Source organism: Streptococcus xiaochunlingii, from assembly GCF_006385805.1.
In the GTDB taxonomy this organism is placed as follows: domain Bacteria; phylum Bacillota; class Bacilli; order Lactobacillales; family Streptococcaceae; genus Streptococcus; species Streptococcus xiaochunlingii.
The window spans coordinates 166,591-191,433 of sequence record NZ_VFSG01000001.1 but is presented as its reverse complement, the minus strand read 5'-3'; the positions used below and the strand labels follow the sequence as shown (position 1 = coordinate 191,433).

Here is a 24,843-nt window from a genome sequence, read left to right as displayed (position 1 = left end):
TCTATTTCAAATTTGCTTTTATGACTTGCAATTGACGTTTTAGACTGGTATCAAGCGTCTTGTGATTTGCTGAAACCACAAAACCACCAATCAAATCTGGATCCAATTTTTCTTTCAGAGAACGAACTTGGATGCCAAACTTCTTTTCAATAATAGGGATCAACTTTTCTTTTTGAGCCTGATCGAGTCCTGCAACCGAAGAAACGGTTACTTCGAAACAGTTGCTCACCTGTTGAATTTGCTCCATACTAACTCTGACAATATCATAAAATAAGGCTTCACGATGATTGAGAATAACCACTTCAATCAAATGGTCTAGTAATGCTGAATCCGAGTTTTGGAAAAGTCGCAGACTCTTCGCCTTCTCTTCATCCTCTACACCGATATGAGCTAAAAATGCAGCAAGGCCTGTTTCCTCAAAAACAGCCTTTATTTGACTTAATTTTTCATAAACGTCATCTTGCTGATTTTTTTCAAATACCAATTGAACAAAAGGCTGGGAATATTTCTCAATTACCATTAATTGCTTTTTGTCCATTAGGCATCTCCTAATTCATTCAGGTAGCGATCAATCAGTTGGCGATGGCCTTCAGAGTCCAATTGTTGGCTTAGCAATCTACCTGCTAAGTTAACGGTTAGATCTGCGACATCCCCCTTGATACTGTTCATCGCTTCTTCTTTATTTTGCGAAATTTCTAATTGCGCTTTTTCTTTCAAGCGAAGGGCTTCTTGGTTAGCTTCACTGAGAATATGAGCCTTATTTTTTTCGGCTGTTTCCTTAGCCGTTTCAAGAATCGTTGTAGCTTCTTGACGACTACCTGCCAACTCTGCTTCGCGTTTTGCAGCTAGTTCCTCAGCCTTTTTACGGGCCGCCTCTGCTTCGTCAATATCGTTGGTGATTTTTTCAGCACGCGCATCCAAAATACTAGTAATATTGCCCCAAGCAAATTTCTTTACTAAAAAGATTAATAAGAGGAAGGAACCAGCGATCAGTATAAAGTCACCAATAATGGTACCAATTGTTAAATCCATCTTCTACTCCTCTACTTACTCTTCCTCACCGTTTATTTTTTTACCTATGTACATGGATGACAACATGGTAAATACATAGGCCTGGATACATGAAATGAAAATCGAAAAGGCTGTCCATAACATGCTTCCGATAAAGGCTGCTGGATACCAATAAAAGGCTTGTTGAGACAAGGCTAAGAGCAAGCCTGCCAATACTTCACCGGCAAAAATATTCCCGTAGATCCGAATTGCTAAGGAAGCAAAATTGGTCACCTCTTCTAGGAGGTTCATTGGGGTCATAAAACCTGGTGTTGCAAAAGCCTTCAAATATTCCTTAAAGCCTCGACGACGAACCCCTTCTATATGTGCGATCAAGGTGATCATAAAGGAGAGAGATAAGTCATAGCCGAGGTTAGCCGTTGGGGAAGTCCACAAGTTATAACCATTTGTTGTTTGAACTTTTGCCATTAAGCCAATATTATTGGCTACCAAAATAAACATAAAAAGAGAAAACAAGAATAAAGAATAATTCTTCATATAATGCTCTCCAATGTTTCCCTTGGTAAAGCTAATGACAAAATCATAGATCATCTCAAGAGCATTTTGTTTGCCCTTGGGACGGAGGGTCATTTTGCGACTTGCCCAATAGACAAAAGCAAAGACCATCAAAACGGTTACAAGAGACATGGCAAGTAGGGTCAAATCAAAGGATACTGGTCCAATATTTAGAGTTGGATTCACACTTTCTTCCAAGGTTTGACACCTCCTTTCCTAAATAGAGAAGTCTATTTAATAACGAAGGCCATGGCCAAGGTTACGAAGAAGGTACCTTCTACGAAGGCAATCCCAAGGATCAAAAGGCTACGTAATTGACCGATAATCTCTGGTTGACGAGAAGCAGCTTTAAAAAGATTACTCATAATCAATCCTTCAGCAATGGACACGCCGAAGCAGGCAAAACAAAGACCTAAAAATGTTAAATTCATGATGAATTCTCCTTAAATAAATTTTACTCCCTTAGTTTACTCCTAAAAGATATAATAGTCAAATGTTTGCTTAGAAAGAAAACGTTTTACGGCAATTCTGTCACCACTTTTAAAATTCCTCTTGCCACTAGCGTTCAAAAGATTCTCATTATCTTTAGACACTTTGTCTATTTTTGTATTTCAAACAAATTTATATTATTTTTATCAGAAGAGGAAGCATTATTACCAAGGATAGAAAAAACTCACCTGACGAGCAGATGAGCATTTTCTTCCTATTTAAAAATAGAGGTTTTGAAACTGTCTGTTTGTTGTAGCAATTTCTTAAAGACTTTTTCTTTCAGTGAAACAGTATTGTCAAATTTGACAGAACCGTTACTTAGAGTAGCCTTATCTTTATCCACTGCTTCAGCAAATGCACGTTTCAAGTCTTCATAGCTATTGTAGGTTTTACCATCGATGTCAATAGCCTGAATTCCATTTTTGGCACTTGTCACAACTTCATTGAAGTAAGCTTTCTTCCAATCTTCAAGATTGTTAAATTTTCCTTCAGATATCTTGTTAATGATGAAGTCATCACCTAGTGTATCTTTACCAGCTTTTTTAGATTCAGCTTTTAGCATGTTAGAAGCATAGTTTAGGAAGCCTTTTTCGTAGCCATAGTAACCCCAGATTCTGAAGGTGTTGTGTTTGAAGGACATAGCGCCAGGAGCACCTTCACTGGTATTTCCGCCATAGATACCTGTCATCATTGGTACGGTCACATAGGCTGAACCAAAGTCAGATGGATTATATACTCCATTTCCAGGACCACGGTTGGTCATGAAGTTGTTTGTAACTAAGTCATCAACTGTACGCAAAGGAATAGTCTTTTCATCATCACTTAAAGGTCGAACCTTATCGAATTGATTCTTGGTATTATTTCCTCGGTACTGCTTGTCTACTTTCTTGAACCAAGCGTTGTTTAAATCTTGATTTTCTTTATTGAGGACAGCTTCTCCTTCAAGATAATCCAGAAGCATAAGAGTGTCATTGTAGCCCTTCATGTACCGATCAATTTCGTCACGTGATTTAAGGTCATTTGGATTGGTGTTATACCATTGATTTCCATCATTTGGACGTTCATAAGCCATGTTGAGACCTAGGGCTTTGTATTCCCCATTTGGATTGGATACTGACGGAGTTTGTAACATTCCTTGAGCAAAGGCTTCAAGATCTGTTCCTTCACGGTGTCTTGAGCCACCCAAGTAGACCATACGGTCATTGACGTGCGTCGTTTCGTGGGTAAAGGCAGATACCCCAAAATCACTAATCATATCCGTCACCATAAAGAAGACAGAATCATCTTTATATGGATTTCCATAAACGCGAGCTACAGCTCCCATGCGCCAATCAGTCGCATGGTAACGGTCGGTAGGTCCATACAATTCACGGATTGGAGCCACATCTTTACCACTGTTAGTATGGCCATAACGATCTGTACTAATGCCCTTGTAGTTTTGGTTATCAAGAACAGGGGTCGGCACCATATTATTGCTCTTCAAGAGTTGATTGCGAACCTTATCCGTTGCCAGACGTGACCAAAAATCTAGGTAATTCTGTTGTCCTTTCGCAACCTTATCGATTTCAGCTTTGAAGGCATTCCGCTCTGCTTCCGTGTTCTTACCATATTTCTCGAAGGAACTATAGGCCATGGTGTTATAGGTTGAAATCAAGAACATATGGGCATCTTTTAAGTTCAAGAGTGGCAAGATCATTTTACCGTGAACATCATTGTTTAAGCCCTCATAGGCTCTATGCTTAGCAGATGCGAATGCTGGATTGGTTGTCTCAGGCTCGACAATATAGACATTGTCTTTGGTTGCTTTGATGAACCAATCGTTCAAGTCTGTCTCTTTTGTGAAGAGTTCCATGTTGTATTGCAAGAAATCATTGAGATTTCCAGAGCGAGTATGCTTAGCAACTACTTCTCGGAAAGCATCATGGGTACGAGTCCCTTTGATGTAGTCTTCTTTTGAACCAATTTCGATCAAGCGGTCTAAAACATCGACATTCTTCCCATAGAAGTCTGGCTTGAACAACATGAGTTGCTTAAGATTGACATCATCAAACTTCACTCCATAATAGCGGTTGAGGTAAGAGAGACCCAAAAGAACAGCGGCCTTGTTGTCATCAACTTTCTTGATAAGAGAACGTTTGGCAGCCTCATCCGTGTTTAATTGATGGTCTTGGTTTTCAACCAGTTGTTTGACAAAGTGAGTCAGATTGTCCTTGACTTCTTGGAAACTTTCTTCGAGGTAAAGGTTCTTAATAGCATTGACTTTGTTTGGCCCTGTTCGACCAAGATGTGTGTAGATAGGATCTGATTGTAATTCTACAGGACTTAATTTCCCTACGATGGCACCAATGAGATCACTACGGTCTTTGTCCACCATATTCGGCGTGTAGACTACTTCACCGAGTTCCGCTACACTGTACTCTTTGACTTGTTTGACCTTGGACTCTTTCGGTGAAATGCTGAAGACATCTTTGGTCTTATCTGCATAGTGGATCATAATATGATCAGCATCAGCTAATTCCGTCACAAAGGTATTGCCTTTCATAGCAGTTACAGACAATACTTCTTTAGTCAAGAGAGGACTGCCTGCAGCTAATTTATTACCTTGGTCTACAATCCACTCTTTATTATAGAAAGGTTGAAGTTTTGCAATATTACGGTAAGCTAGCTCACGAGTTGCATCATAACTATCAATTGCTTTGTACTGATCGTCTTTGTTTAGACTGTTATTAAGCTTGTCTTCAATTGGTTTGCTGCTAGTAAATTTATCAGCAGTGATTCCCATTGCTACAATTTTCTGCTCAGCTTCTGCCAGTGAGATACTTGGAATTTTACGTGAATTGTTAAAGGATTTCTTACCTTCACTCACGCCATCAACACTATAATTACGTTTGGTTCTTGAATAGGTGAAGTAATCGTCAGCATCAATATCTGAGTGACCAAATACCATCTCACCTGTTTTGACTTTCATCATAGTGATGTTGTCTTCAATAGTACCCAAGGCCCAGTTGGTACCCAGCAATCCACCAGATTGAACAGCTTCTTTCAGTTCGATCGAACCTTTAGCAACTGAATTTCTAAGGACTCCTTCTTTACCGACCGTGTAGTTATTAGCACCATTTTGAGATGAATAGACTAGACCTGCAGCTTTTGCTTTATTACCAGTCATTTCAGCATCAACGTAAGCTTTTTCAACAACACCCTTCCAGTTTTCACCAAGAATACCAGCTAAATAGCCTCCTCTATTGCCTGCAGCGTGAAGTTTACCAATAAAGGCAACATTACTTACTTTTCCACTACCATCAATTTTATTGATAATACCAGCTACATCATTATTACCGACAACACTTCCTGTTACTTTGACATTCTCGATAGTTGCATTGTTTTTGATGACATTGGCAATTGGAGCTACTCGATCAACTCCAGGCATATCAATATTTACATTTTCTAGTAAGAGATCCTTGACAGATCCACCTTCAATGTTTCCAAATAATGGTCTAGTGATATTATGAATGGCAAATTTATTGCCATCAGTACTTCCCAATGAACCTTTAAAGGCATTGGTTACATAAGATTTGCCAGCAGCTGGTACATTATTAGCATTCATATTGCTACCAAGTTTAAATGTACCAGTCGGATTGGCTTGCATAGCTTTTACAAGTTCATTAAAGTCGTAGTAAACATCACCTTCGTGAGCTTTTGGCTTAGGTAAATAGTGTACATACTCTTCAGTGAAACGATTCTCTGCAGTACGTTGAATCAAATCAGGTGCCTTAGCAGTTACTTTGTATAGTTTATTTCCACCTACAGTAACTTCTTCGATTTTATCAACAGCTAGTTTCGTAACCTTGTTATCGTAAGTCGTAACTTTTAAGTAGTAAGGCTTAACATTCGATGGTGTCTCCGACAAGAGGCTACGATCAGTCTCAAGGCCTTGGTCATCCACGCTAATCAGACTGGTTTCCTTGATGTTTTTGACTTCAACTTTTTTAAGGTCAAGTCTTAGCGGTTCTTCCTTAAGAACTTCTTCTTCATCCCCATTTCCACGGTCATAGACCATGGTCGTTGCGAGCGTATAATCCTTGTAGTAGTCCAAGTCCGCTAAGGCAGCTGCTAAGTCCGTCTCTGAAAGGGCAAACGTTTTAACCACTTGATCACCCTTCTTCAATACAGCCTGGATAGACTTGATGGTCACACCGTCTGGTTTGTCCAAACGATAAGTAGCTTTAGCACTACGCTTCAATTCTTCCTTCTCGACCTGGGTCAAGGTTAAGGTTGGCTTTTCAAGTTCTTTGGTCCCTTTTTGAATGATCTGATCTTGCGCTTGTTCTACCACTTCTTCGGAAATCGTAGGAGCATCCGCCGTTTTAACTCCCTTGATGGTCTTGTAAACCTTGGTGATTTTCTTCTTCCCATTCTTACCGGCTTGAGAAACCCTTTCAGTTCCTTTTAGCAAGGTGCCATCTTGTTCGGTTACCGTCTTAAATGGAATCTCCTCAAAAGCAACTTCCTCTGTTTGGCCTTCAATCGCCTTACTTCCACGACTGATTCTTTCTGTCACAGGAGCTTTTACCGTTTCAGTTGTCGTGCTGAGGGGCTCGCCAATCTTCTCACCATTGACCGTCTTATAAACACGACGAATCTCCTGACTACCAGCCTCGCCTTTCTGAAGAAGGCTTTCTTCATCGGTGTAACGATTAGCATCCGTTACATACTCTGTTTCATATGGAAGGATTACCATTTCTGTCTCCGTTACTGTCCCTTCGGTCGCTTGGTAAACTGGGTTCTCCGGTTGAATTGGGGCTTCGCCGACATGGCCTTCTTCCTGGGTTCCCTTGGCTTCAACGACACCTGTATAGGATGGAGTCTCCGGTTGAACAGGCGCTTCTCCTACATGACCTTCTTCTTGTGTTCCCTTGGCTTCAACGACACCTGTATAGGTTGGGTTCTCCGGCTGAACAGGCGCTTCTCCCACATGACCTTCTTCCTGAGTTCCCTTAGCTGTGACTACTGGGGCAGGTTGTGGACTTGGTTGAACATCCTCCTTGGTCCCGACAGCAAGAATTTGTGAAACTGGTTCTTTAGTAACCTTGCTTTCAACTACCTTGCGAATTTCCTGACCATTTACCGTACTTACTTCTGTAAAAACAGTCTGTTCACCATTTTGTCCAGCTCTTAAAACTGCTGTTTGACCTTTTGCTAAAGTAGGATCTGCTTGTTCTACCGTTTCAAACGGAATAATTTCTGTTGAAACTTCAACGTTTGGCTTGTCCACTATAGGGAATGCAGGACCCTCTTCAGGTGTTACCTGAGATAGAGTCTTTCCTTCTATTGCAGGTTGGGATACTGGCTTCTCCTCCACTTTTACATGAGGTTCTTGGCCCGTAGCTCTTGGATCAACTGGACAACGCAGGTAGCCAACATAGTCATAGCCTTCAATCGGAATGACACCATTGACCAGTTCTTTACTGCTTGCAATTGAAAGAGTTTGATTGTAGCTTGCTAATTCAATATTTTGCAAGGCTGCAGCATCAATGGATAAGAGTAGGCTTTGCCCCATGGAACCAATTAATAGGAGTCCCATTACTTTTTTACGATGTTTTTTGGACAGCAAAAGAACTGCTAAAGAGGCAGTCGCTATACTAAGGCCAGCAATCGCCAATTCGGTCGTCCCTGTTTGAGGTAGTAGCCCTTGACTAGGTGTTTTTTTCTTATAGACCAGATAAAAGGTATCTTCATTTTGATATTCTTCAGGAATTGCACGAATCACCTGAGCTTGTTCCTCAGGTGTCAACTCATTTTCCGTGACATACCCCATATGAACTGTCGCTTCTACCGTGAATTGATCAGCTTGTACAGAAGGCGCTCCTACTACACTCCCTGCAAAAAGAAGGGCTCCAATAGCAACCGGACCTACTCCGACGGATAATTTCCGAATCGAATACTTGGTAATCTTTTCAAAAGCTTGTCTTCTTTGTTTCATCCTATAATTTCCTACATAGTAATATTTGTAAATCATAGGAAGTCACATTTATTTTTGGAGAGGAATGACACTTCCCCTAAAACGCTTCCCGTGATTTTTTACCTTTATCTATCTTATCTTTTTTCGAATCTTTTAGCAACTCATTTTGCTCAGATTTCTTCCCTTTTTGCTTCCTATATGTAAGTAGCTCCTCTTCCTTTCTTAGCAACAAAAAAACTCCTAAAATGTACCGGCCCCAAGAGTCAGATTTTTCTGTCTAACTTTTGGGGTCAGTTCAAAATAGGCGTTTTTAGAGATTTATCTTACAAAGACTGATAGAGATCCGCATAGTGTTGACTAGCTGTATCCCAAGAGAAATCACGACTCATGGCTTCTCTTTGAAGACCGTACCAAGCATTCTTATCATGAGTATAGACTGTCAAAGCTTGATCGACAGCCCAGTTTAACCAATAACCAGATAGGTTGTTAAAGCTAAATCCAGTACCACTGCCATCGATGACATTATAGGCTTGCACTGTATCACGCAGTCCCCCTACCTCGTGAACCAATGGCAAGGTGCCGTAGCGCATAGCCATCATTTGAGAAAGTCCACATGGTTCAAATCGGCTTGGCATCAAGAAAACATCCGAAGCGGCATAGATTTCTTGCGCCAACTGCACGTCAAACATGATGTTAGCAGAAAGTTTATCTGGATAAGCTTGACCAAACCAAGCAAAGGCTTGCTCAAAGCCAGGATCTCCTGTACCCAAAAGAACGATTTGGATATCCTTTTGTAGAAGGTTGTGGAGTTCTTCAACCACCACGTCAAAGCCTTTTTGGCGGGTCAAACGAGAAACAATTCCAAACAAGGGAACATCATCACGTACCGAAAGTCCGACACGTTCCTGAAGAGCTCGCTTACTTGTTGCTTTCCCTGATAAATCATCTTGACTGAAATGATAGGTCAAGAGCGGGTCTGTTTCAGGATTGTAGAGGTCTGTATCGATTCCATTCACAATACCCGTTAATTTACCAGATTCCATCCGCAAGATTTGATCGAGTCCGCAACCATATTCAGCCGTCATGATTTCATAACCGTAACTTGGTGAAACAGTGGTCACACGATCAGCATAGAGGATCCCGGCCTTCATCCAGTTTAAGCAATCTTTCCACCGAAGAGTGCCATCCTCATAGCGCTCAAATCCAACTCCAAACAAATCCCACAACATTCCTGGGTCAAACTGACCTTGGAACTCCAGATTATGGATGGTCAAGACAGACTTAATACCATTGTAAGCTTGAATCCAACGGTACTTTTCCTTAAGAAGGAAAGGAATCATGGCGGTATGATAATCATGAACATGGATGATATCTGGAATAAAGTCTACTCGTTCCATCATTTCCAGCGTTGCCAATTGGAAATAGGCAAAGCGCTCCCCATCATCAAAATCTCCGTAGACATGTCCTCTAAAGAAATATTTCTGGTTATCAATAAAATAGAAAGTAACACCATCACGATAGATGCGTTTCACACCAACGTATTCACTTCTCCATCCAACTCTGGTCTCGAAGTGTAGCACATCTTCAACTTGGTCGCCAAATTTCGCCTCTACCATGTCATAGTAAGGGAGGACGACACGAACATCATGGCCTTTTTTAGCCAAGGATTTAGGGAGTGCCCCAATAACGTCTCCCAAGCCCCCCGTTTTTGAAAAAGGAGCTCCTTCAGCGGCAACAAACAATAATTTCATTATCCAATATCCTCTGTAATTACAGCACCTTTTTTAATCACAAGAGGTGCCTCTTTGGTTCCACGAATGGTAACGCCAGTTTCAACTACGACACCCTTGTCAAGAATCGCATGCTCTACGACTGCTCCCTCATGGACAACAACACCTGGGAACAAGAGACTGCTACGAATTTCTGCCCCCTTATGGAGATGAACCCGACGAGAGATGACAGAATCATGTACCAAAGCTTCGACAATGCTTCCTGAGGCAAATTGCGAATTCTTAATTTGCGAACCAGTCGCATAGTAAGTTGGCTCTTCATTTTTCACCTTGGTATAAACTTTTTGATTTGGTGAGAAGAGTGACATGAATTTCTGAGTTTCCAACATGTCAAGATTAGCGCGGTAATATGACTCAACAGAGTGAATATTGGCAATATAGCCAGTGTATTCAAAAGCGAATGCCCCATATTCAACCGCTAAATCACGTAAGATATAACGCAGTTTTTCTGGATGTTCCTTATGAACTTCTTGCTCCAATTTTTCAATCAACCAAGGAGTATCCACAATAAAGATGTCGGTCGACATATTGTAAAATGCTTCAGGATCTTGGCCTTCAAACAATTTTTGACCAGTCACATGGTCTGTCTCATCAATATCCAAGATTGCATTTACTTCTGAGATATCCCGTTGATGCATCTTTTTGTAAACTACTGTAATAGGTGCATCAATGGTATTATGCAAATGGAAAACCTGGTTCAAATCAATATTCACCAAGACGTCACAGTTCAGAGCGACTGTCTGGTTCGAACCAGAGCGTTTCAAATAGGTCAAGAGTTGCTCGTAGTATTCTTTGCCAACGTTTGAACTTTCTACTGGAGTGTTGTAGATACCGAGATAGTAGTGACTCAAGAGGGTTGACAAGCCCCACTCACGACCAGAGCGAATATGGTCAAAGACAGAACTGATATTTTCTTGCTGGAAGATACCAAATACACTACGAATTCCCGCATTAGCGAGGCTAGAAAGCGGGAAGTCGATCAAGCGATATTTTCCATCAAATGGCAGACTGGCAACAGGACGATGATCTGTCAATGATGACATATCATGGAAGCCTACTGTGTTTCCTAAAATGGCTGAATACTTATCAATCTTCATCTGTTGCTACCCCCACTTTTTCGTTATATCCAACGACTTGTACTTCTTCCGTTCCATCGATGACAACACCTTCTGAAACAACTGCTCCTTCACCGATAATAGCACGTTTAATCACAGCACCTTGACCGATAATGGCACCACTCATGACGACAGAATCTTCAACGACTGCACCTTTACGAACTTGTGCTTCCGTAGACAGGATAGAACGTTTTACTGTTCCGTCTACCAAGCATCCATCCACTACCAAGGAATCTTCAATTTGGGCATGTTCGCCAAAGGAATTTGGTGGTGAAATCAAGTTACGAGAATAGATCTTCCAGTGACGATCCCGGCTGTCCAAGGCATTGTTTGGATCAATGTATTCCATATTCGCTTCCCAGAGAGATTCAATAGTTCCCACGTCTTTCCAATAGCCATTGAATTCATAAGCATAGACACTTTCTCCAGATTCAAGGTAAGTTGGAATAACGTTTTTACCGAAGTCAGACATATCGATGTCACTCTTCTCTGCAGCCACTAGCATGTTGCGAAGACGAGACCAGTCAAAGATATAAATTCCCATAGAAGCTTTTGTTGATTTTGGCTCTGCAGGTTTTTCTTCAAATTCGACAATTCGATTGTTGGCATCCGTATTCATAATTCCGAAACGGCTAGCTTCTTTTAAAGGTACATCTAATACAGCTACTGTAAGGCTGGCATTGTGATCTTTGTGAGACTGAAGCATGTCGTCATAGTCCATCTTGTAGATATGGTCTCCAGAAAGGATCAACACATACTCTGGATTGATGCTATCGATGTAGTCGATATTTTGGAAAATCGCATGACTTGTTCCTTCAAACCAACGATTTCCTTCACTTGCAGAATAAGGTTGAAGGATAGAAACCCCAGTATTAATACCATCAAGACCCCAACTGGAACCATTTCCGATATGGTTGTTTAAGGCAAGCGGTTGATACTGAGTAATCACGCCAACATTGTGGATACCTGAGTTGGCACAGTTGGATAAGGCAAAGTCAATAATACGATAACGTCCACCAAATTGCACTGCAGGTTTGGCAATGCTTTGAGTGAGTTTTCCAAGGCGAGTTCCTTGCCCACCAGCAAGGATCAGAGCTAGCATTTCATTCTTCATTGATTACTCCTTTTTGGATTGACGAGACCTTCTTCCCACCTCTGAGGAGAGGCACTGTGGCCTCTTCTACAGACTTAGGAATGGGATCATAGACTGCGATCAGTAGATCACCAACAACTATTTTTTTGTTTTAGACACATTGGAACGAAGTTTTCGTTTCACTTTCCATACACTAGCTCCAAGAGCCGGTAAGGTGAAGGTCAAGGTTTGTGGATAATCTTTCCATAATCCCTCTTGAGTCTTCACTTCCTGGTTGTGCTCTTTCCAGACACCTCCCCATTTCTCTAATTCTGTATTCCAAACTTCTTCATAGACCCCAGCAACAGGGACGCCGACTGTAAAGTCCTTACGCTCTACTGGTGCCATATTAAAGATACATAGCAGATGATTTCCTTTTTTATCCTTACGAGTAAAGGTCAAGACACTTTGATCTCGGTTATCTGCATCAATAATCTCAATACCATCATAGCTATCATCAATTTCCCAGAGCATCTTGTTATCTTTGTAGAATTGATTGAGCTGTGAAGTAAACTCTTGCATCTTGCGGTTCATGTCATCTTCTAGATTGGACCATTCTAGCTGTTCTTCAGACTTCCATTCTAAAAATTGGCCAAACTCTGAACCCATGAAGAGCAATTTCTTACCTGGGTGACAAATCTGATAGGTCAAAAGGTTTCGCAAGCCAGCAAACTGGTTGTAGCGATCTCCCCACATCTTATGCATGAGACTCTTCTTCCCGTGGACCACTTCATCGTGAGAAAATGGCAACAAGAAGTTTTCAGAGAAAGCATACATAAAGCTAAAGGTCACCAAGTTGAAATCAAATTTCCGATAAATAGGATCTTCCTCATAGAAGCGAAGGATATCATTCATCCAGCCCATATTCCACTTGTAGTCAAATCCTAAACCGCCATACTCTTCTGGACCAGTGATCTTGGTGCCAGATGAACTTTCCTCCGCTGCCATGATGACATCCGGATGTTCTGATTTAATCACAGCATTCATCCGCTTAAGGAAATGAATCCCCTCATAGTTGAGATTTCCACCATCAATATTTGGTGTCCATGGACCACTATCGTAGTCTAAGTAAAGCATGTTGCTGACCGCATCGACCCGGATTCCATCCAAATGATAAAACTCAATCCAGAACTTCACACTAGAGATAAGGAAGGATTGGACCTGGTTTTTCCCTAGGTCAAAGTTCATTGCTCCCCAACCATAGTTGTGGGCACGATGATGGTCCTGGTATTCAAAGGTTGGTGTCCCATCATAATAAGCTAAGGCATCATCATTGATGGTAAAGTGACCCGGCACCCAGTCCACAATCACCCCGATGTTATTCAAGTGACAGGCCTCAACGAAATCCTGAAACTCTTCCGGTGTTCCGTAGGAATGCTCTAAGGCAAAGTAACCCATCAATTGGTAGCCCCAACTTAATCCAAGCGGGTGAGCCATCACTGGCATGAACTCCACATGGGTATAGTTCATTTTTACCAAGTAAGGAATCAAGTCTTCCTTCAACTGAGCAAACGAATAAGGGCTTCCATCTTCGTTGCGTTTCCAAGAACCGGCATGAACTTCATAGATATTTACTGGACGAGATCTAAAGCCAAGTTTTCTCCGTCTAGCCATCCAGAGTCCATCTTTCCATTTCCTCTCTGGAATATCTGTAATGACCGCTCCTGTTCCTGGACGTTTTTCCATGCGAACTGCTAAAGGATCCACCTTCATCAAGCGGTGGCCATTTTGTCTTGTAACATGAAACTTATAGATATCGCCAACTTGAGGTGCAGTTGTAAAAACTTCCCAAACACCAGCTTCGTTTCTTACCATAGGAATTTCATTTTCTTCCCATTGGGTGAAATCACCTACCAGGTGTACTGCCTGAGCATTTGGAGCCCATACACGGAAACTATACCCTTCCACACCATCTACTTGCTCTTTATGAGCCCCTAGATAATGTTGAAGATGAAAGTTCTCACCGGTTCCAAATGTATACAATGCTTGTTTCGTATCCATTCACTCACCTCTCTCGCTTTTATGTAAGCGCTTCCTATTAATATTATTCTACTATAAATAGTTGAAATATTCAAGATTTTTTCTTGAATAATACGATGAAAATTTATGAAAAGAATTTGAAACTTTCATTGTTTCCCTGAAATTTCCTAAAATAGATTCATAATTGTTCAGTTTTCAAACTATCTTTCCAATATTATACTATAAAAATAATTGTAATTAAACCTATTTCCGATAATTTTTAGAAAATTTAGTTTTTTTGTTTTGATATAGTGACAACAACTCTATTTTTGTTCAGCTACTTCATTTAAAGAAACAAATACAGGTTTAAAATAAAAAAGCTACCACCTCTTCCAAGGTGATAACTTTTATCAGATTTTTAAGATCAATTAGTCTACGTTCACGTATTCTTTAGAAAGTTCAAGCACTTCTTCCATAGTTGAACATTCAGTAAGAGCACGATTGGCGTATTCTTGCATCTTAGCTGTGTCAAGTTTCTTCATCAAGCTACGTGTACGAAGGACAGATGTAGCTGACATAGAAAACTCATCCAAGCCCATTCCGACAAGAAGAGGAACAGCTGTTTGGTCACCAGCCATTTCACCACACATACCAGCCCATTTACCTTCAGCGTGAGCTGCTTTGATCACATTGTTGATCAAACGAAGGATTGATGGGTTATATGGTTGGTAAAGGTATGAAACTTGTTCGTTCATACGGTCAGCAGCCATGGTGTATTGGATCAAGTCGTTTGTACCAATTGAGAAGAAGTCAACTTCTTTGGCAAATTGATCAGCCAACATCGCTGCTGCTGGGATTTCAATCATGATCCCTACTTCGATGTCGTCAGCAACTGCAACACCTTCAGCAACCAATTTCGCTTTTTCTTCTTCCAGAATACCTTTAGCCGTACGGAACTCTGTCAACAAAGCAACCATTGGGAACATGATCCGCAATTTACCGTGAACAGATGCACGAAGCAAAGCACGCAATTGTGTACGGAACATTTGGTTACCTGTTTCAGAGATAGAGATACGCAACGCACGGTAACCCAAAAATGGGTTCATTTCTTTAGGAAGATCGAAGTAAGGAAGTTCTTTATCCCCACCGATATCCATTGTACGAACGACAACAGGTTTACCGTTCATTCCTTCAAGAACCGCTTTGTATGCTTCATATTGATCATCTTCAGTTGGGAAATCTTGAGAATCCATGTACAAGAATTCAGTACGATAGAGACCAACAGCTTCTGCACCATTTTCGTTCACACCTTCAACGTCTTTAGGTGTACCGATGTTAGCAGCCAACTCGAAGTGTTTGCCATCTGCAGTAACAGTTTTGGCATCTTTCAAAAGAGCCCATTCAGCTTTTTGTTTAGCGTAAGCTTCACCAGCTGCTTTAAAGGCTGCAATTTGTTCTTCACTTGGGTTGATGACCACTTCACCAGTGATTCCAGATACAGCCAACACATCACCATCTTTTACAAGATCTGTAATGTTGTTTGTACCAAGAACCGCTGCAATTTCAAGTGTACGCGCCATGATAGCTGAGTGACTTGTACGTCCACCAATGTTTGTAACAAAGGCTTTAACAAACTGTTTGTTTAATTGAGCGGTATCGGATGGAGTCAAGTCATGCGCAACCACGATTGCTTCTTCATTGATGGTTGCAGGGTTTGGCAATTTCTTACCAAGCAAGTTTGCAAGAACACGTTTGGTCACGTCGCGAATATCTGCTGCACGTTCTTGCATGTATGGGTTATCTTCCATTCCTTCAAAGATGGTGATAAACATGTCTGTGACTTCTTTTAAACCAGCCTCAGCATTCACCTTCTTCGTGCGAATTGTTTCCTTGATCTGACCAACCATTTCAGGGTCAGAAAGGACCATCATGTGAGCATCAAATACTTGTGCCGCTTCCTCACCAAGGCTCGCTACTGCATTCTCCCGAATAAGAGAAAGCTCGTTCTGTGAAGCTTCAAGAGCTGCATCCAAACGAGCTTCTTCTGCATTTGTATCTTCAACTGAGATTGTTTCAAATGACAAGTCGGGTTGAACAAGTAGATATGCCTTAGCAACGGCAACACCATCAGATGCTGCAATTCCTTTAAGCATTTCTGTCATGTTTATGCCAATCCTTCTTTTTCCATTGTTTCAGCGATTGCTGCAAGAGCATCATCAGCGTCAGCACCTTCAGCTGAGATTACAACGTCAGCTCCTTGACCAACACCAAGGCTCATAACACCCATGATTGATTTCAAGTTAACTGATTTACCTTTGTATTCAAGAGTAATATCTGAAGCAAATTTGCTAGCAGTTTGAACCAACAAAGTTGCTGGACGTGCGTGGATACCTGTTTCTGCCACGATGTGGAAATCTTTAGAAGCCATAGTTTGACTCTCCTTTTAAAATTAGTTTTTGAGTTATCTGTGATAACCCTTACAATTTGCTATTATATCATCTTCTTCATTATTTTTCAAGATTTTTATCACACACTTACTGAAAATACTTACAGGAAGCACTCATTTTTTCTCTTCTTTTAAACTACTTTTTTACTTTCTTCTATTAAATAAATAGAATTGCTTTCATGGACACAGTATATAGAATTTTAGGAAAATGGTTCGAATTCCTTTGACTTAAAAAACCTATATTTTATCACGTTTTCCTCAATTTTCACTAATTCTTACAATACTACATATTGTGGTATCCTTCGATATAGTTAATTTATGTGCACAATATTTAGTTAAAACTCTTGACAAGGAAAAACCTTTTGTTTATACTAGAAACAGATTTATGAATTTAGAGGAGTTAGATCACATTATGGTGACAATTTATTCAAAAAATAATTGCGTTCAATGTAAAATGACCAAACGTTTTTTAGATACCAATCACGTTGAATACCGTGAAATTAATCTAGATGAGCAACCTGAGTTTGTAGACCATGTGAAGAACCTTGGTTTCAACGCTGCACCAGTTATCCAAACGGCAGATGAAGTCTTTTCTGGCTTCCAACCAGCTAAGCTCAAGAAATTATCTTAAAACTATCAAACAGGATCTGATTGGTCTAGGGAATGGAATACTGTAGTTCTCTACTACAGTGTTCCCCTGGCCCTTTTACTTGTACAGGGGAGCTTGCCTCCCCTTTATTTTTGAATTAGAAAAAGGAATATTATGGGATTAAAATCACTTGAAGACGTAACCTACTTCCGTCTTAATAATGAAATCAACCGTCCAGTTAACGGTCAAATCATGCTTCATAAAGATAAAGAAGCCTTGGATGCTTTCTTCAAAGAAAATGTTGTGCCAAATACCATGGCCTTTGATTCAATAACGGATAAAATCAACTACCTTATTGAATACAACTATATCGAAACAGCCTTCATTCAGAAGTACCGTCCTGAATTTTTGGAAGAATTGGCCCAATTTATCAAAGATCAAAACTTCCAATTCAAGTCCTTCATGGCTGCCTATAAATTCTATAACCAGTATGCTCTGAAAACAAATGATGGAGAGTACTATCTCGAAAGCATGGAAGACCGCGTCTTCTTCAATGCTCTCTATTTTGCGGATGGAAATGAAGAAATTGCTAAAGACATCGCAAATGAAATCATCCACCAACGCTACCAACCAGCTACTCCTTCTTTCTTAAATGCCGGACGTGCCCGCCGTGGGGAATTGGTTTCTTGTTTCTTGATTCAGGTAACCGATGATATGAATGCGATCGGTCGTTCCATCAACTCTGCCCTTCAACTGTCTCGTATCGGTGGTGGGGTTGGAATCTCCCTCAGCAACCTTCGTGAAGCTGGAGCACCAATCAAGGGCTATGAAGGAGCCGCTTCTGGGGTAGTACCAGTCATGAAACTCTTCGAAGATAGCTTCTCTTACTCTAACCAATTGGGACAACGCCAAGGTGCTGGGGTGGTTTACCTTAACGTCTTCCACCCAGATATTATCGCCTTCCTTTCTACTAAGAAAGAAAATGCCGATGAAAAAGTTCGGGTTAAGACCCTTTCACTTGGTGTCGTCGTGCCAGACAAGTTCTACGAGTTGGCTCGTAAGAATGAAGAAATGTATCTCTTCAGCCCATACTCTGTAGAGCGTGAATACGGAGTGCCATTCAACTACATCGACATCACTGAAAAATACGATGAGTTGGTCGCTAATCCAAATATCCGCAAGACAAAAATTAAGGCCCGTGATTTGGAAACTGAAATTTCTAAATTGCAACAAGAATCTGGTTACCCATATGTTGTCAACATTGATATTGCTAACCGTGCAAACCCAGTTGATGGCAAGATCATCATGAGTAACTTGTGTTCAGAGATCCTCCAGGTTCAAGAGCCAAGCTTGATCAACGATGCTCAAGAATTCATTAAAATGGGGACTGACGTCTCATGTAACCTTGGTTCAACCAATGTGGTTAACATGATGACCTCACCTGACTTTGGTCGTTCCATCCGAGCTATGGTTCGTGCCTTGACCTTCGTCACAGATAGCTCTCACATTGTAGCTGTTCCAACAATTGACCACGGAAATAGCCAAGCGCATACCTTTGGTCTTGGAGCCATGGGACTTCACAGCTACCTTGCCCAACAATTGATCGAATACGGATCACCTGAGTCTGTTGAGTTTACGAGCATCTACTTCATGCTCATGAACTACTGGACCCTCGTAGAATCCAACAATATCGCGCGTGAACGTGGTGTTACCTTCCACAACTTTGAAAAATCAGACTATGCCAACGGTAGCTACTTTGATAAGTACACAACCGGAGAATTTGTACCAAAATCTGATCGCGTCAAAGAACTCTTTAAAGATATCTTCATTCCTAGTGCAGAAGACTGGGCTGAACTCCGTGATAAAGTAAAGGCAGATGGTCTTTACCACCAAAACCGCTTGGCTGTCGCACCAAATGGTTCTATCAGCTACATCAATGACGTATCTGCTTCTATCCACCCAATCACACAACGGATTGAAGAACGCCAAGAGAAGAAAATCGGGAAGATCTACTATCCTGCAGCAGGATTGTCGACGGAAACCATTCCTTACTACACTTCTGCCTACGACATGGATATGCGTAAAGTCATCGATGTCTATGCTGCGGCTACTGAGCATGTAGACCAAGGACTCTCACTGACTCTCTTCATGCGCAGTGACATTCCAAAAGGGCTTTACGAATGGAAAACTGAAAACAAACAAACCACTCGTGACTTGTCTATCCTTCGCAACTACGCCTTTAACAAGGGAATCAAGTCTATCTACTACGTCCGTACCTTTACCGATGATGGTGGAGAAGTTGGCGCGAACCAATGTGAAAGCTGTGTCATCTAAGACACTCTGATCCATTGCTACCAAAAAGTCGGTTCGCCGACTTTTTGTGCAGTATTCTAACAATTGTGTTAGAATAATAATGATTGTATGATCGAATGAATTAGAAAAAGAAAGAGATTTCAAATGGAAACTTACTACAAAGCCATTAACTGGAATGCCATCGAGGATGTCATCGATAAATCGACTTGGGAAAAGCTAACCGAACAATTCTGGTTGGATACACGTATCCCTTTGTCAAACGACTTGGATGACTGGAGAAAGTTGTCGAATAAAGAAAAAGACCTAGTTGGTAAAGTCTTTGGTGGATTGACACTCTTGGATACCATGCAATCCGAAACGGGTGTGCAAGCCCTTCGTGCGGATATTCGTACTCCTCATGAAGAAGCTGTCTTTAACAACATCCAATTCATGGAATCTGTTCATGCTAAGTCTTACTCTTCTATCTTTTCTACCTTGAATACCAAGTCAGAAATCGAAGAGATTTTTGAATGGACCAATACCAATCCCTTCCTTCAAAAGAAGGCAGAAATCATCAACGAGATCTACCTCAATGGGACTCCCCTTGAAAAGAAAGTAGCCAGCGTCTTCCTTGAAACCTTCCTCTTCTACTCTGGTTTCTTCACACCGCTCTACTATCTTGGAAACAACAAGTTGGCCAACGTGGCAGAAATCATCAAGTTGATCATTCGTGACGAATCTGTTCACGGAACCTATATCGGCTACAAGTTCCAACTTGGATTTAACGAATTACCAGAAGACGAGCAAGAAAAACTCAGAGAATGGATGTATGACCTGCTCTACACCCTCTATGAAAACGAAGAAGGCTATACAGAGAGCCTCTATGACGGTGTGGGTTGGACAGAGGAAGTCAAGACCTTCCTTCGCTACAATGCTAACAAAGCCCTCATGAATTTGGGACAAGATCCCCTTTTCCCTGACTCAGCGGATGATGTCAACCCAATCGTCATGAACGGGATCTCAACCGGTACATCCAACCACGACTTCTTCTCTCAAGTCGGAAATGGTTATCTTCTCGGTGAAGTAGAAGCCATGCAGGATGACGATTACAACTATGGCCTATAAGACAAAAACCTTTCCAGATGGAAAGGTTTTTTTGTTTTTTTATGCTAAAAATTAGCCTTGCTGCAGAAGAAACTATCTCAAATAAACAAATCAGTCCTTTCCAGATTTGGAAAGGGCTGATTTGGTAGGTATGTTAGTCCCCATTCTTCTTTATTGAAGCAAGAAGATAAGGAGAGAAGCGATCAGGTTATTTGCTATATGCAGGGCAATGGCATAACGAATATCTTCCTTAGTCAGATACGCTAAAGCGAAAATTGAACTCATTATAAAGTAAATTAGAAATTGCCCTAGACTAGACGGAAGATGGAGAAAAGAAAATAAACTAGAAGAAAGAGCAATATAGAGCAAGGTCTGTCCTAGGGTTTCTTGCTTTGAAAATAGATACTTGGCCATTAAGCCTCTAGTTATGAATTCTTCAATAATGGGAGCAATAAAAATAATATAGAAAAAAACGAAGGCAGGAAATAACTCCAAGAAAAACTCAATACTTCTTTGATTATTAGACGATTCACCCGAGACCAAGGCTTGAAGAGCAATAAAGGCAACTAATAATCCAATGGGTAACCATATCGTGGACGTCAGTTTGGTCTTTTTAACCTCAAGTTTCCAACCCTTTTGGTACCATTTCCACAAACCAAAAATATAGAGAGCAGATACCAAAGCGAATATCAAGAGAATGAGAGGCTCGGAACCTCCCTCAACGAGAACATTCAAGCAACTAGCAAGAATCCTCGAAAATAAAATAAAATGAGAGAAGACCACCAAGGCATACAAACCAACATTTTTCCAGATACTGTTCCCCTTCATACAACACTCCTTTTTCCTTTCGATTCCTATTCCAAGTCTATTTTTTAATTCAATTATCTACCTTTGATTATTTATTATGCTGTCAAACTTAGGATTTTTATGAGGGCCTCGGACTGCGCCTTCAAATCGACAATGGAGCAATATCTAAGACACTTTCTTTTTCCTATATATTTATTGTAATGTATTTATCAAAAATTACAAGTACTTCTTAAAAAGTTTTTACAAAGATTTAACAGTTTACCATACAAAAAGACCTACCCGAAGGTAGATCTCTTGTTGCTTACAATTTAATTGCTACGGCATCCAACAATTCTTGGATTTTCGCTTGGTTGCTTCCTCCTGCCATGGCCATGTCTGGTTTACCACCACCACGTCCATCGACGATTGGAGCCAATTCTTTAACTAAGTTACCTGCGTGGATATCTTTGTTCTTGCTGGCTACGAGAAGGTTGACCTTGTTACCAATTGCTGCGACAAGAACCAGGACATCAGAGTAGTCTTTTTGTTTCCAGTTATCTGCAAAGGTACGAAGGGCACCTGCATCTGAAACTGAAACTTGGCTGGCAATATAACGGTGTCCATTTGCTTCTTGAACATCCTTGAAGACATCGCCTGCTACCGCTGCTGCTGCTTTTTCCTTCAATTCAGCATTTTCTTTTTGCAATTGACGAAGTTGCTCTTGAAGTCCTTCAACCTTGTGAGGTACTTCCTTGAGTTGAGGGGCTTTCAAGGTTGCTGCGACTGCTTTTAGAGCATCTTCTTGTTCACGGTAAGCTTCGAAGGCTTCTTTACCAGTCACTGCCAAGATACGGCGAGTTCCTGATCCAATCCCTTCTTCTTTGACAATCTTGAAGAGACCGATTTCAGAAGTATTGCTTACATGGGTACCGCCACAGAGTTCCACTGAGTAGTCACCGATGGTGACAACACGGACTTCTTTACCGTATTTCTCACCAAAGAGGGCCATAGCTCCCATTTCTTTAGCTGTATCAATGTCAGTCTCAACTGTTTCCACTGCGATGGCTTCCCAAATCTTCTCATTGACTTGTTGCTCAATAGCCCGCAATTCTTCAGGAGTTACTGCCTGGAAGTGGGTGAAGTCAAAGCGAAGGAATTCTACTTCGTTAAGAGATCCTGCTTGAGTAGCATGGTGGCCAAGGATATTGTGAAGAGCTGCATGGAGCAAGTGAGTCGCTGTGTGGTTCTTCATGACACGGTGACGACGGTTCGTATCTATCGCCAAGGTATATTCTTGGTTCAAAGCAAGTGGAGCAAGAACTTCAACAGTATGAAGAGCTTGTCCGTTTGGTGCTTTTTGAACGTCTGTTACAGTTGCTACGACATTTCCTTTAGCATCCAAAATTTGACCATGGTCAGCTACTTGTCCACCCATTTCAGCGTAGAATGGAGTTTCTGCAAAGATAAGAGATGCAGTTCCTTCTGAAACAGCTTCTACTTCTGCGTTATCTGCTACGATAGCCACCAATTTTGAAGGCAATTGACTTGCATTGTAGTTGAAGACACTCTCAACAGTAATGTTTTGAAGGGTTTCGTTTTGCATCCCCATGGAGCCGCCTTTAACAGCTGAAGCACGCGCACGTTCTTGCTGCTCTTTCATGGCTGCTTCAAAACCTTCACGGTCGACTGTCATACCAGCTTCTTCAGCGATTTCTTCTGTCAACTCCATTGGGAATCCATAAGTATCGTAGAGTTTGAAGACATCTTGACCTGCGATAACTGTTTGGCCTTTTTCTTTCAAGTCTGCGACAATACCTTGGGCAAAGTTCTGACCTGAGTGAAGAGTACGGGCAAATGACTCTTCTTCGCTCTTGACGATTTTTTCAATAAAGTCACGTTTTTCAAGCACTTCTGGGTAGTAGCTTTCCATGATTTTGCCAACAGTTGGAACCAGTTTGTAAAGGAAAGGCTCATTGATACCTAATTTTTGACCATGCATAGAAGCACGACGGAGAAGACGACGAAGGACATAACCACGACCTTCATTTCCAGGAAGGGCACCATCACCGATAGCAAATGAAAGCGAACGGATATGGTCTGCAATAACCTTGAAGCTCATATTATCGCCATCTTGGTCATAAACCTTACCAGATAATTTCTCAACTTCACGGATGATTGGCATGAAGAGGTCTGTTTCAAAGTTGGTCTTAGCCCCTTGGATCACCGCCACCAAACGCTCCAAACCAGCGCCCGTATCAATGTTCTTGTGCGGCAATTCCTTGTATTCACTACGAGGAACCGCTGGGTCCGCATTAAATTGTGACAAAACGATATTCCAGATTTCGATGTAGCGATCGTTTTCGATATCTTCCGCAAGAAGGCGAATTCCAATATTTTCTGGGTCAAAGGCTTCTCCACGGTCGAAGAAGATTTCTGTATCAGGTCCAGAAGGTCCCGCACCGATTTCCCAGAAGTTATCCTCAATAGGAATCAAGTGACTTGGATCCACGCCCACTTCAATCCAGCGATTGTATGAATCTATGTCATCTGGATAGTAAGTCATGTAAAGTTTGTCTTTAGGGAAGTCAAACCATTCAGGACTTGTCAAAAGTTCATAAGCCCAGGTAATGGCTTCATCACGGAAGTAATCCCCAATTGAGAAGTTCCCCAACATTTCAAACATAGTATGGTGACGCGCCGTCTTCCCTACGTTTTCGATATCGTTGGTACGGATGGCTTTTTGCGCATTGGTAATCCGTGGATTTTCAGGAATGATAGTCCCATCAAAGTATTTCTTAAGGGTTGCAACCCCTGAGTTAATCCACAATAGGGTTGGATCGTTTACTGGAACCAAGCTAACGGATGGTTCTACTGAGTGACCTTTGGTCGCCCAGAAATCAAGCCACATTTGGCGGACTTGTGCACTAGATAATTGTTTCATGATGTCTCCTTTTTACTAACTTGATTGACTTTCTAGCATTTCTACATAGTCAATTGCGACGCAGAGAGAAATAACTAGGTCTGCATAAGAGTCTTCATAGACGGTTACGGTATAAGTTGAGGTTAAATGGAAAAGTTCTTTCGTTATCTCGGCAATCACTTGATCGCGGTTATCTAGCAATTTAAAATTCAAATCCCAGACGTTTCCTTCGATGCGAAGACCAAGATTATCAAATTCATACTTATCCTTCCAAAAAGTCAACTTCTTACGGATATAAAAACTATCTCCGTTACTCAGTTGAATTTTAAAACGTGGTAGGAAAGTTAAGACTTCTTTACTAATCTCACTGACCTGTTCACCAGCAACATCATAGATAGTAAAGGTCTTAGGAATCTTAAAAAATGAACCTTCTACATGGTATTCTACCATTCCCAGATCATTTTTGATGTCAAAGCGTTCCCCTCCAAGTCGAAACTTTTGTTTGACCAGATACGATTTCATCAGTTTCCTCCTGCAAATCTATAGGAAGGCCTTTCTCTTATTAGAAAGGATCTCCGGTAGAAGATGCTGAAAAAAAGACAAGCTCACTAACGAAGGGCGAAAAACCGCGGTACCACCTTCATTCAATGAACTTGTCATTCTTCATTCGATTATGTAATTGTTCTATTGAGTAGC

17 protein-coding genes are annotated in these 24,843 nt (G+C 41.1%); 3 read left to right on the top strand and 14 right to left on the bottom strand.

The annotated features are described in order from the left end of the window. Window position 1: 1 nt before the first annotated feature. The 11 genes from FJR71_RS01010 to FJR71_RS00960 all read right to left on the bottom strand — a co-directional run bounded on the left by FJR71_RS01010 (window position 2) and on the right by FJR71_RS00960 (window position 16,438). On the bottom strand, window positions 2-538 hold the full coding sequence (locus FJR71_RS01010) for a F0F1 ATP synthase subunit delta (protein ID WP_048689296.1): 537 nt from the start codon (window positions 536-538) through the stop codon (window positions 2-4). Next, a complete protein-coding gene (gene atpF / locus FJR71_RS01005) occupies window positions 538-1,032 on the bottom strand; it encodes a F0F1 ATP synthase subunit B (protein WP_048689293.1) in 495 nt (164 codons plus the stop codon). Before atpF ends, FJR71_RS01010 begins: the two co-directional genes overlap by 1 nt. Before the next feature lie 15 nt (window positions 1,033-1,047). Further along, the gene (gene atpB, locus FJR71_RS01000) at window positions 1,048-1,764 is read right to left on the bottom strand and encodes a F0F1 ATP synthase subunit A (protein ID WP_048689291.1); all 717 of its coding nucleotides are present in this window, start codon (window positions 1,762-1,764) and stop codon (window positions 1,048-1,050) included. A gap of 32 nt (window positions 1,765-1,796) precedes the next feature. Further along, the gene (locus FJR71_RS00995; RefSeq protein WP_006596628.1) at window positions 1,797-1,997 is read right to left on the bottom strand and encodes a F0F1 ATP synthase subunit C; all 201 of its coding nucleotides are present in this window, start codon (window positions 1,995-1,997) and stop codon (window positions 1,797-1,799) included. A gap of 272 nt (window positions 1,998-2,269) precedes the next feature. Next, window positions 2,270-8,035, bottom strand: coding sequence for a ZmpA/ZmpB/ZmpC family metallo-endopeptidase (locus tag FJR71_RS00990; protein ID WP_140813863.1), 5,766 nt, complete (start codon window positions 8,033-8,035; stop codon window positions 2,270-2,272). A gap of 302 nt (window positions 8,036-8,337) precedes the next feature. Beyond that, a complete protein-coding gene (gene glgA / locus FJR71_RS00985) occupies window positions 8,338-9,765 on the bottom strand; it encodes a glycogen synthase GlgA (protein WP_048689284.1) in 1,428 nt (475 codons plus the stop codon). Further along, complete coding sequence (gene glgD, locus FJR71_RS00980) at window positions 9,765-10,901, bottom strand: glucose-1-phosphate adenylyltransferase subunit GlgD (protein WP_048689281.1); 1,137 nt, start codon at window positions 10,899-10,901, stop codon at window positions 9,765-9,767. Before glgD ends, glgA begins: the two co-directional genes overlap by 1 nt. Then, window positions 10,891-12,033, bottom strand: a complete 1,143-nt coding sequence (locus FJR71_RS00975; protein WP_048689275.1) for a glucose-1-phosphate adenylyltransferase — start codon at window positions 12,031-12,033, stop codon at window positions 10,891-10,893. Before FJR71_RS00975 ends, glgD begins: the two co-directional genes overlap by 11 nt. Window positions 12,034-12,150: 117 nt before the next feature. Beyond that, entirely contained in the window at window positions 12,151-14,052 is a 1,902-nt protein-coding gene (glgB, locus tag FJR71_RS00970) for a 1,4-alpha-glucan branching protein GlgB (RefSeq protein ID WP_048689271.1), read from the bottom strand. A 386-nt stretch (window positions 14,053-14,438) separates the two neighbouring features. Next, window positions 14,439-16,172, bottom strand: a complete 1,734-nt coding sequence (gene ptsP, locus FJR71_RS00965) for a phosphoenolpyruvate--protein phosphotransferase (RefSeq protein ID WP_048789642.1) — start codon at window positions 16,170-16,172, stop codon at window positions 14,439-14,441. A gap of 2 nt (window positions 16,173-16,174) precedes the next feature. After that, window positions 16,175-16,438 carry a phosphocarrier protein HPr gene (locus FJR71_RS00960; protein WP_006596636.1) on the bottom strand — a complete coding sequence of 88 codons (264 nt, stop codon included), beginning with the start codon at window positions 16,436-16,438 and terminating at the stop codon, window positions 16,175-16,177. 430 nt (window positions 16,439-16,868) lie between these two features. On the opposite strand from FJR71_RS00960, the gene nrdH reads away from it, so the two are divergent. The 3 genes from nrdH (at window position 16,869) to nrdF (ending at window position 20,462) form a co-directional block, all read left to right on the top strand. Continuing rightward, the gene (gene nrdH, locus FJR71_RS00955) at window positions 16,869-17,087 is read left to right on the top strand and encodes a glutaredoxin-like protein NrdH (protein WP_006596951.1); all 219 of its coding nucleotides are present in this window, start codon (window positions 16,869-16,871) and stop codon (window positions 17,085-17,087) included. Window positions 17,088-17,219: 132 nt separating this feature from the next. Further along, entirely contained in the window at window positions 17,220-19,379 is a 2,160-nt protein-coding gene (gene nrdE / locus FJR71_RS00950; protein ID WP_048689264.1) for a class 1b ribonucleoside-diphosphate reductase subunit alpha, read from the top strand. A 123-nt stretch (window positions 19,380-19,502) separates the two neighbouring features. Then, window positions 19,503-20,462, top strand: a complete 960-nt coding sequence (gene nrdF, locus FJR71_RS00945; protein WP_048689261.1) for a class 1b ribonucleoside-diphosphate reductase subunit beta — start codon at window positions 19,503-19,505, stop codon at window positions 20,460-20,462. A 150-nt stretch (window positions 20,463-20,612) separates the two neighbouring features. Here nrdF and FJR71_RS00940 read toward each other — a convergent pair whose 3' ends face one another. From FJR71_RS00940 to FJR71_RS00930, 3 genes are all read right to left on the bottom strand, one after another. Continuing rightward, window positions 20,613-21,269, bottom strand: coding sequence for a CPBP family intramembrane glutamic endopeptidase (locus FJR71_RS00940; RefSeq protein ID WP_140813862.1), 657 nt, complete (start codon window positions 21,267-21,269; stop codon window positions 20,613-20,615). A 280-nt stretch (window positions 21,270-21,549) separates the two neighbouring features. After that, on the bottom strand, window positions 21,550-24,168 hold the full coding sequence (gene alaS, locus FJR71_RS00935; RefSeq protein WP_061563770.1) for an alanine--tRNA ligase: 2,619 nt from the start codon (window positions 24,166-24,168) through the stop codon (window positions 21,550-21,552). A gap of 15 nt (window positions 24,169-24,183) precedes the next feature. Beyond that, window positions 24,184-24,669 carry an LURP-one-related/scramblase family protein gene (locus tag FJR71_RS00930; protein ID WP_048689253.1) on the bottom strand — a complete coding sequence of 162 codons (486 nt, stop codon included), beginning with the start codon at window positions 24,667-24,669 and terminating at the stop codon, window positions 24,184-24,186. Between the last annotated feature and the right edge of the window lie 174 nt (window positions 24,670-24,843).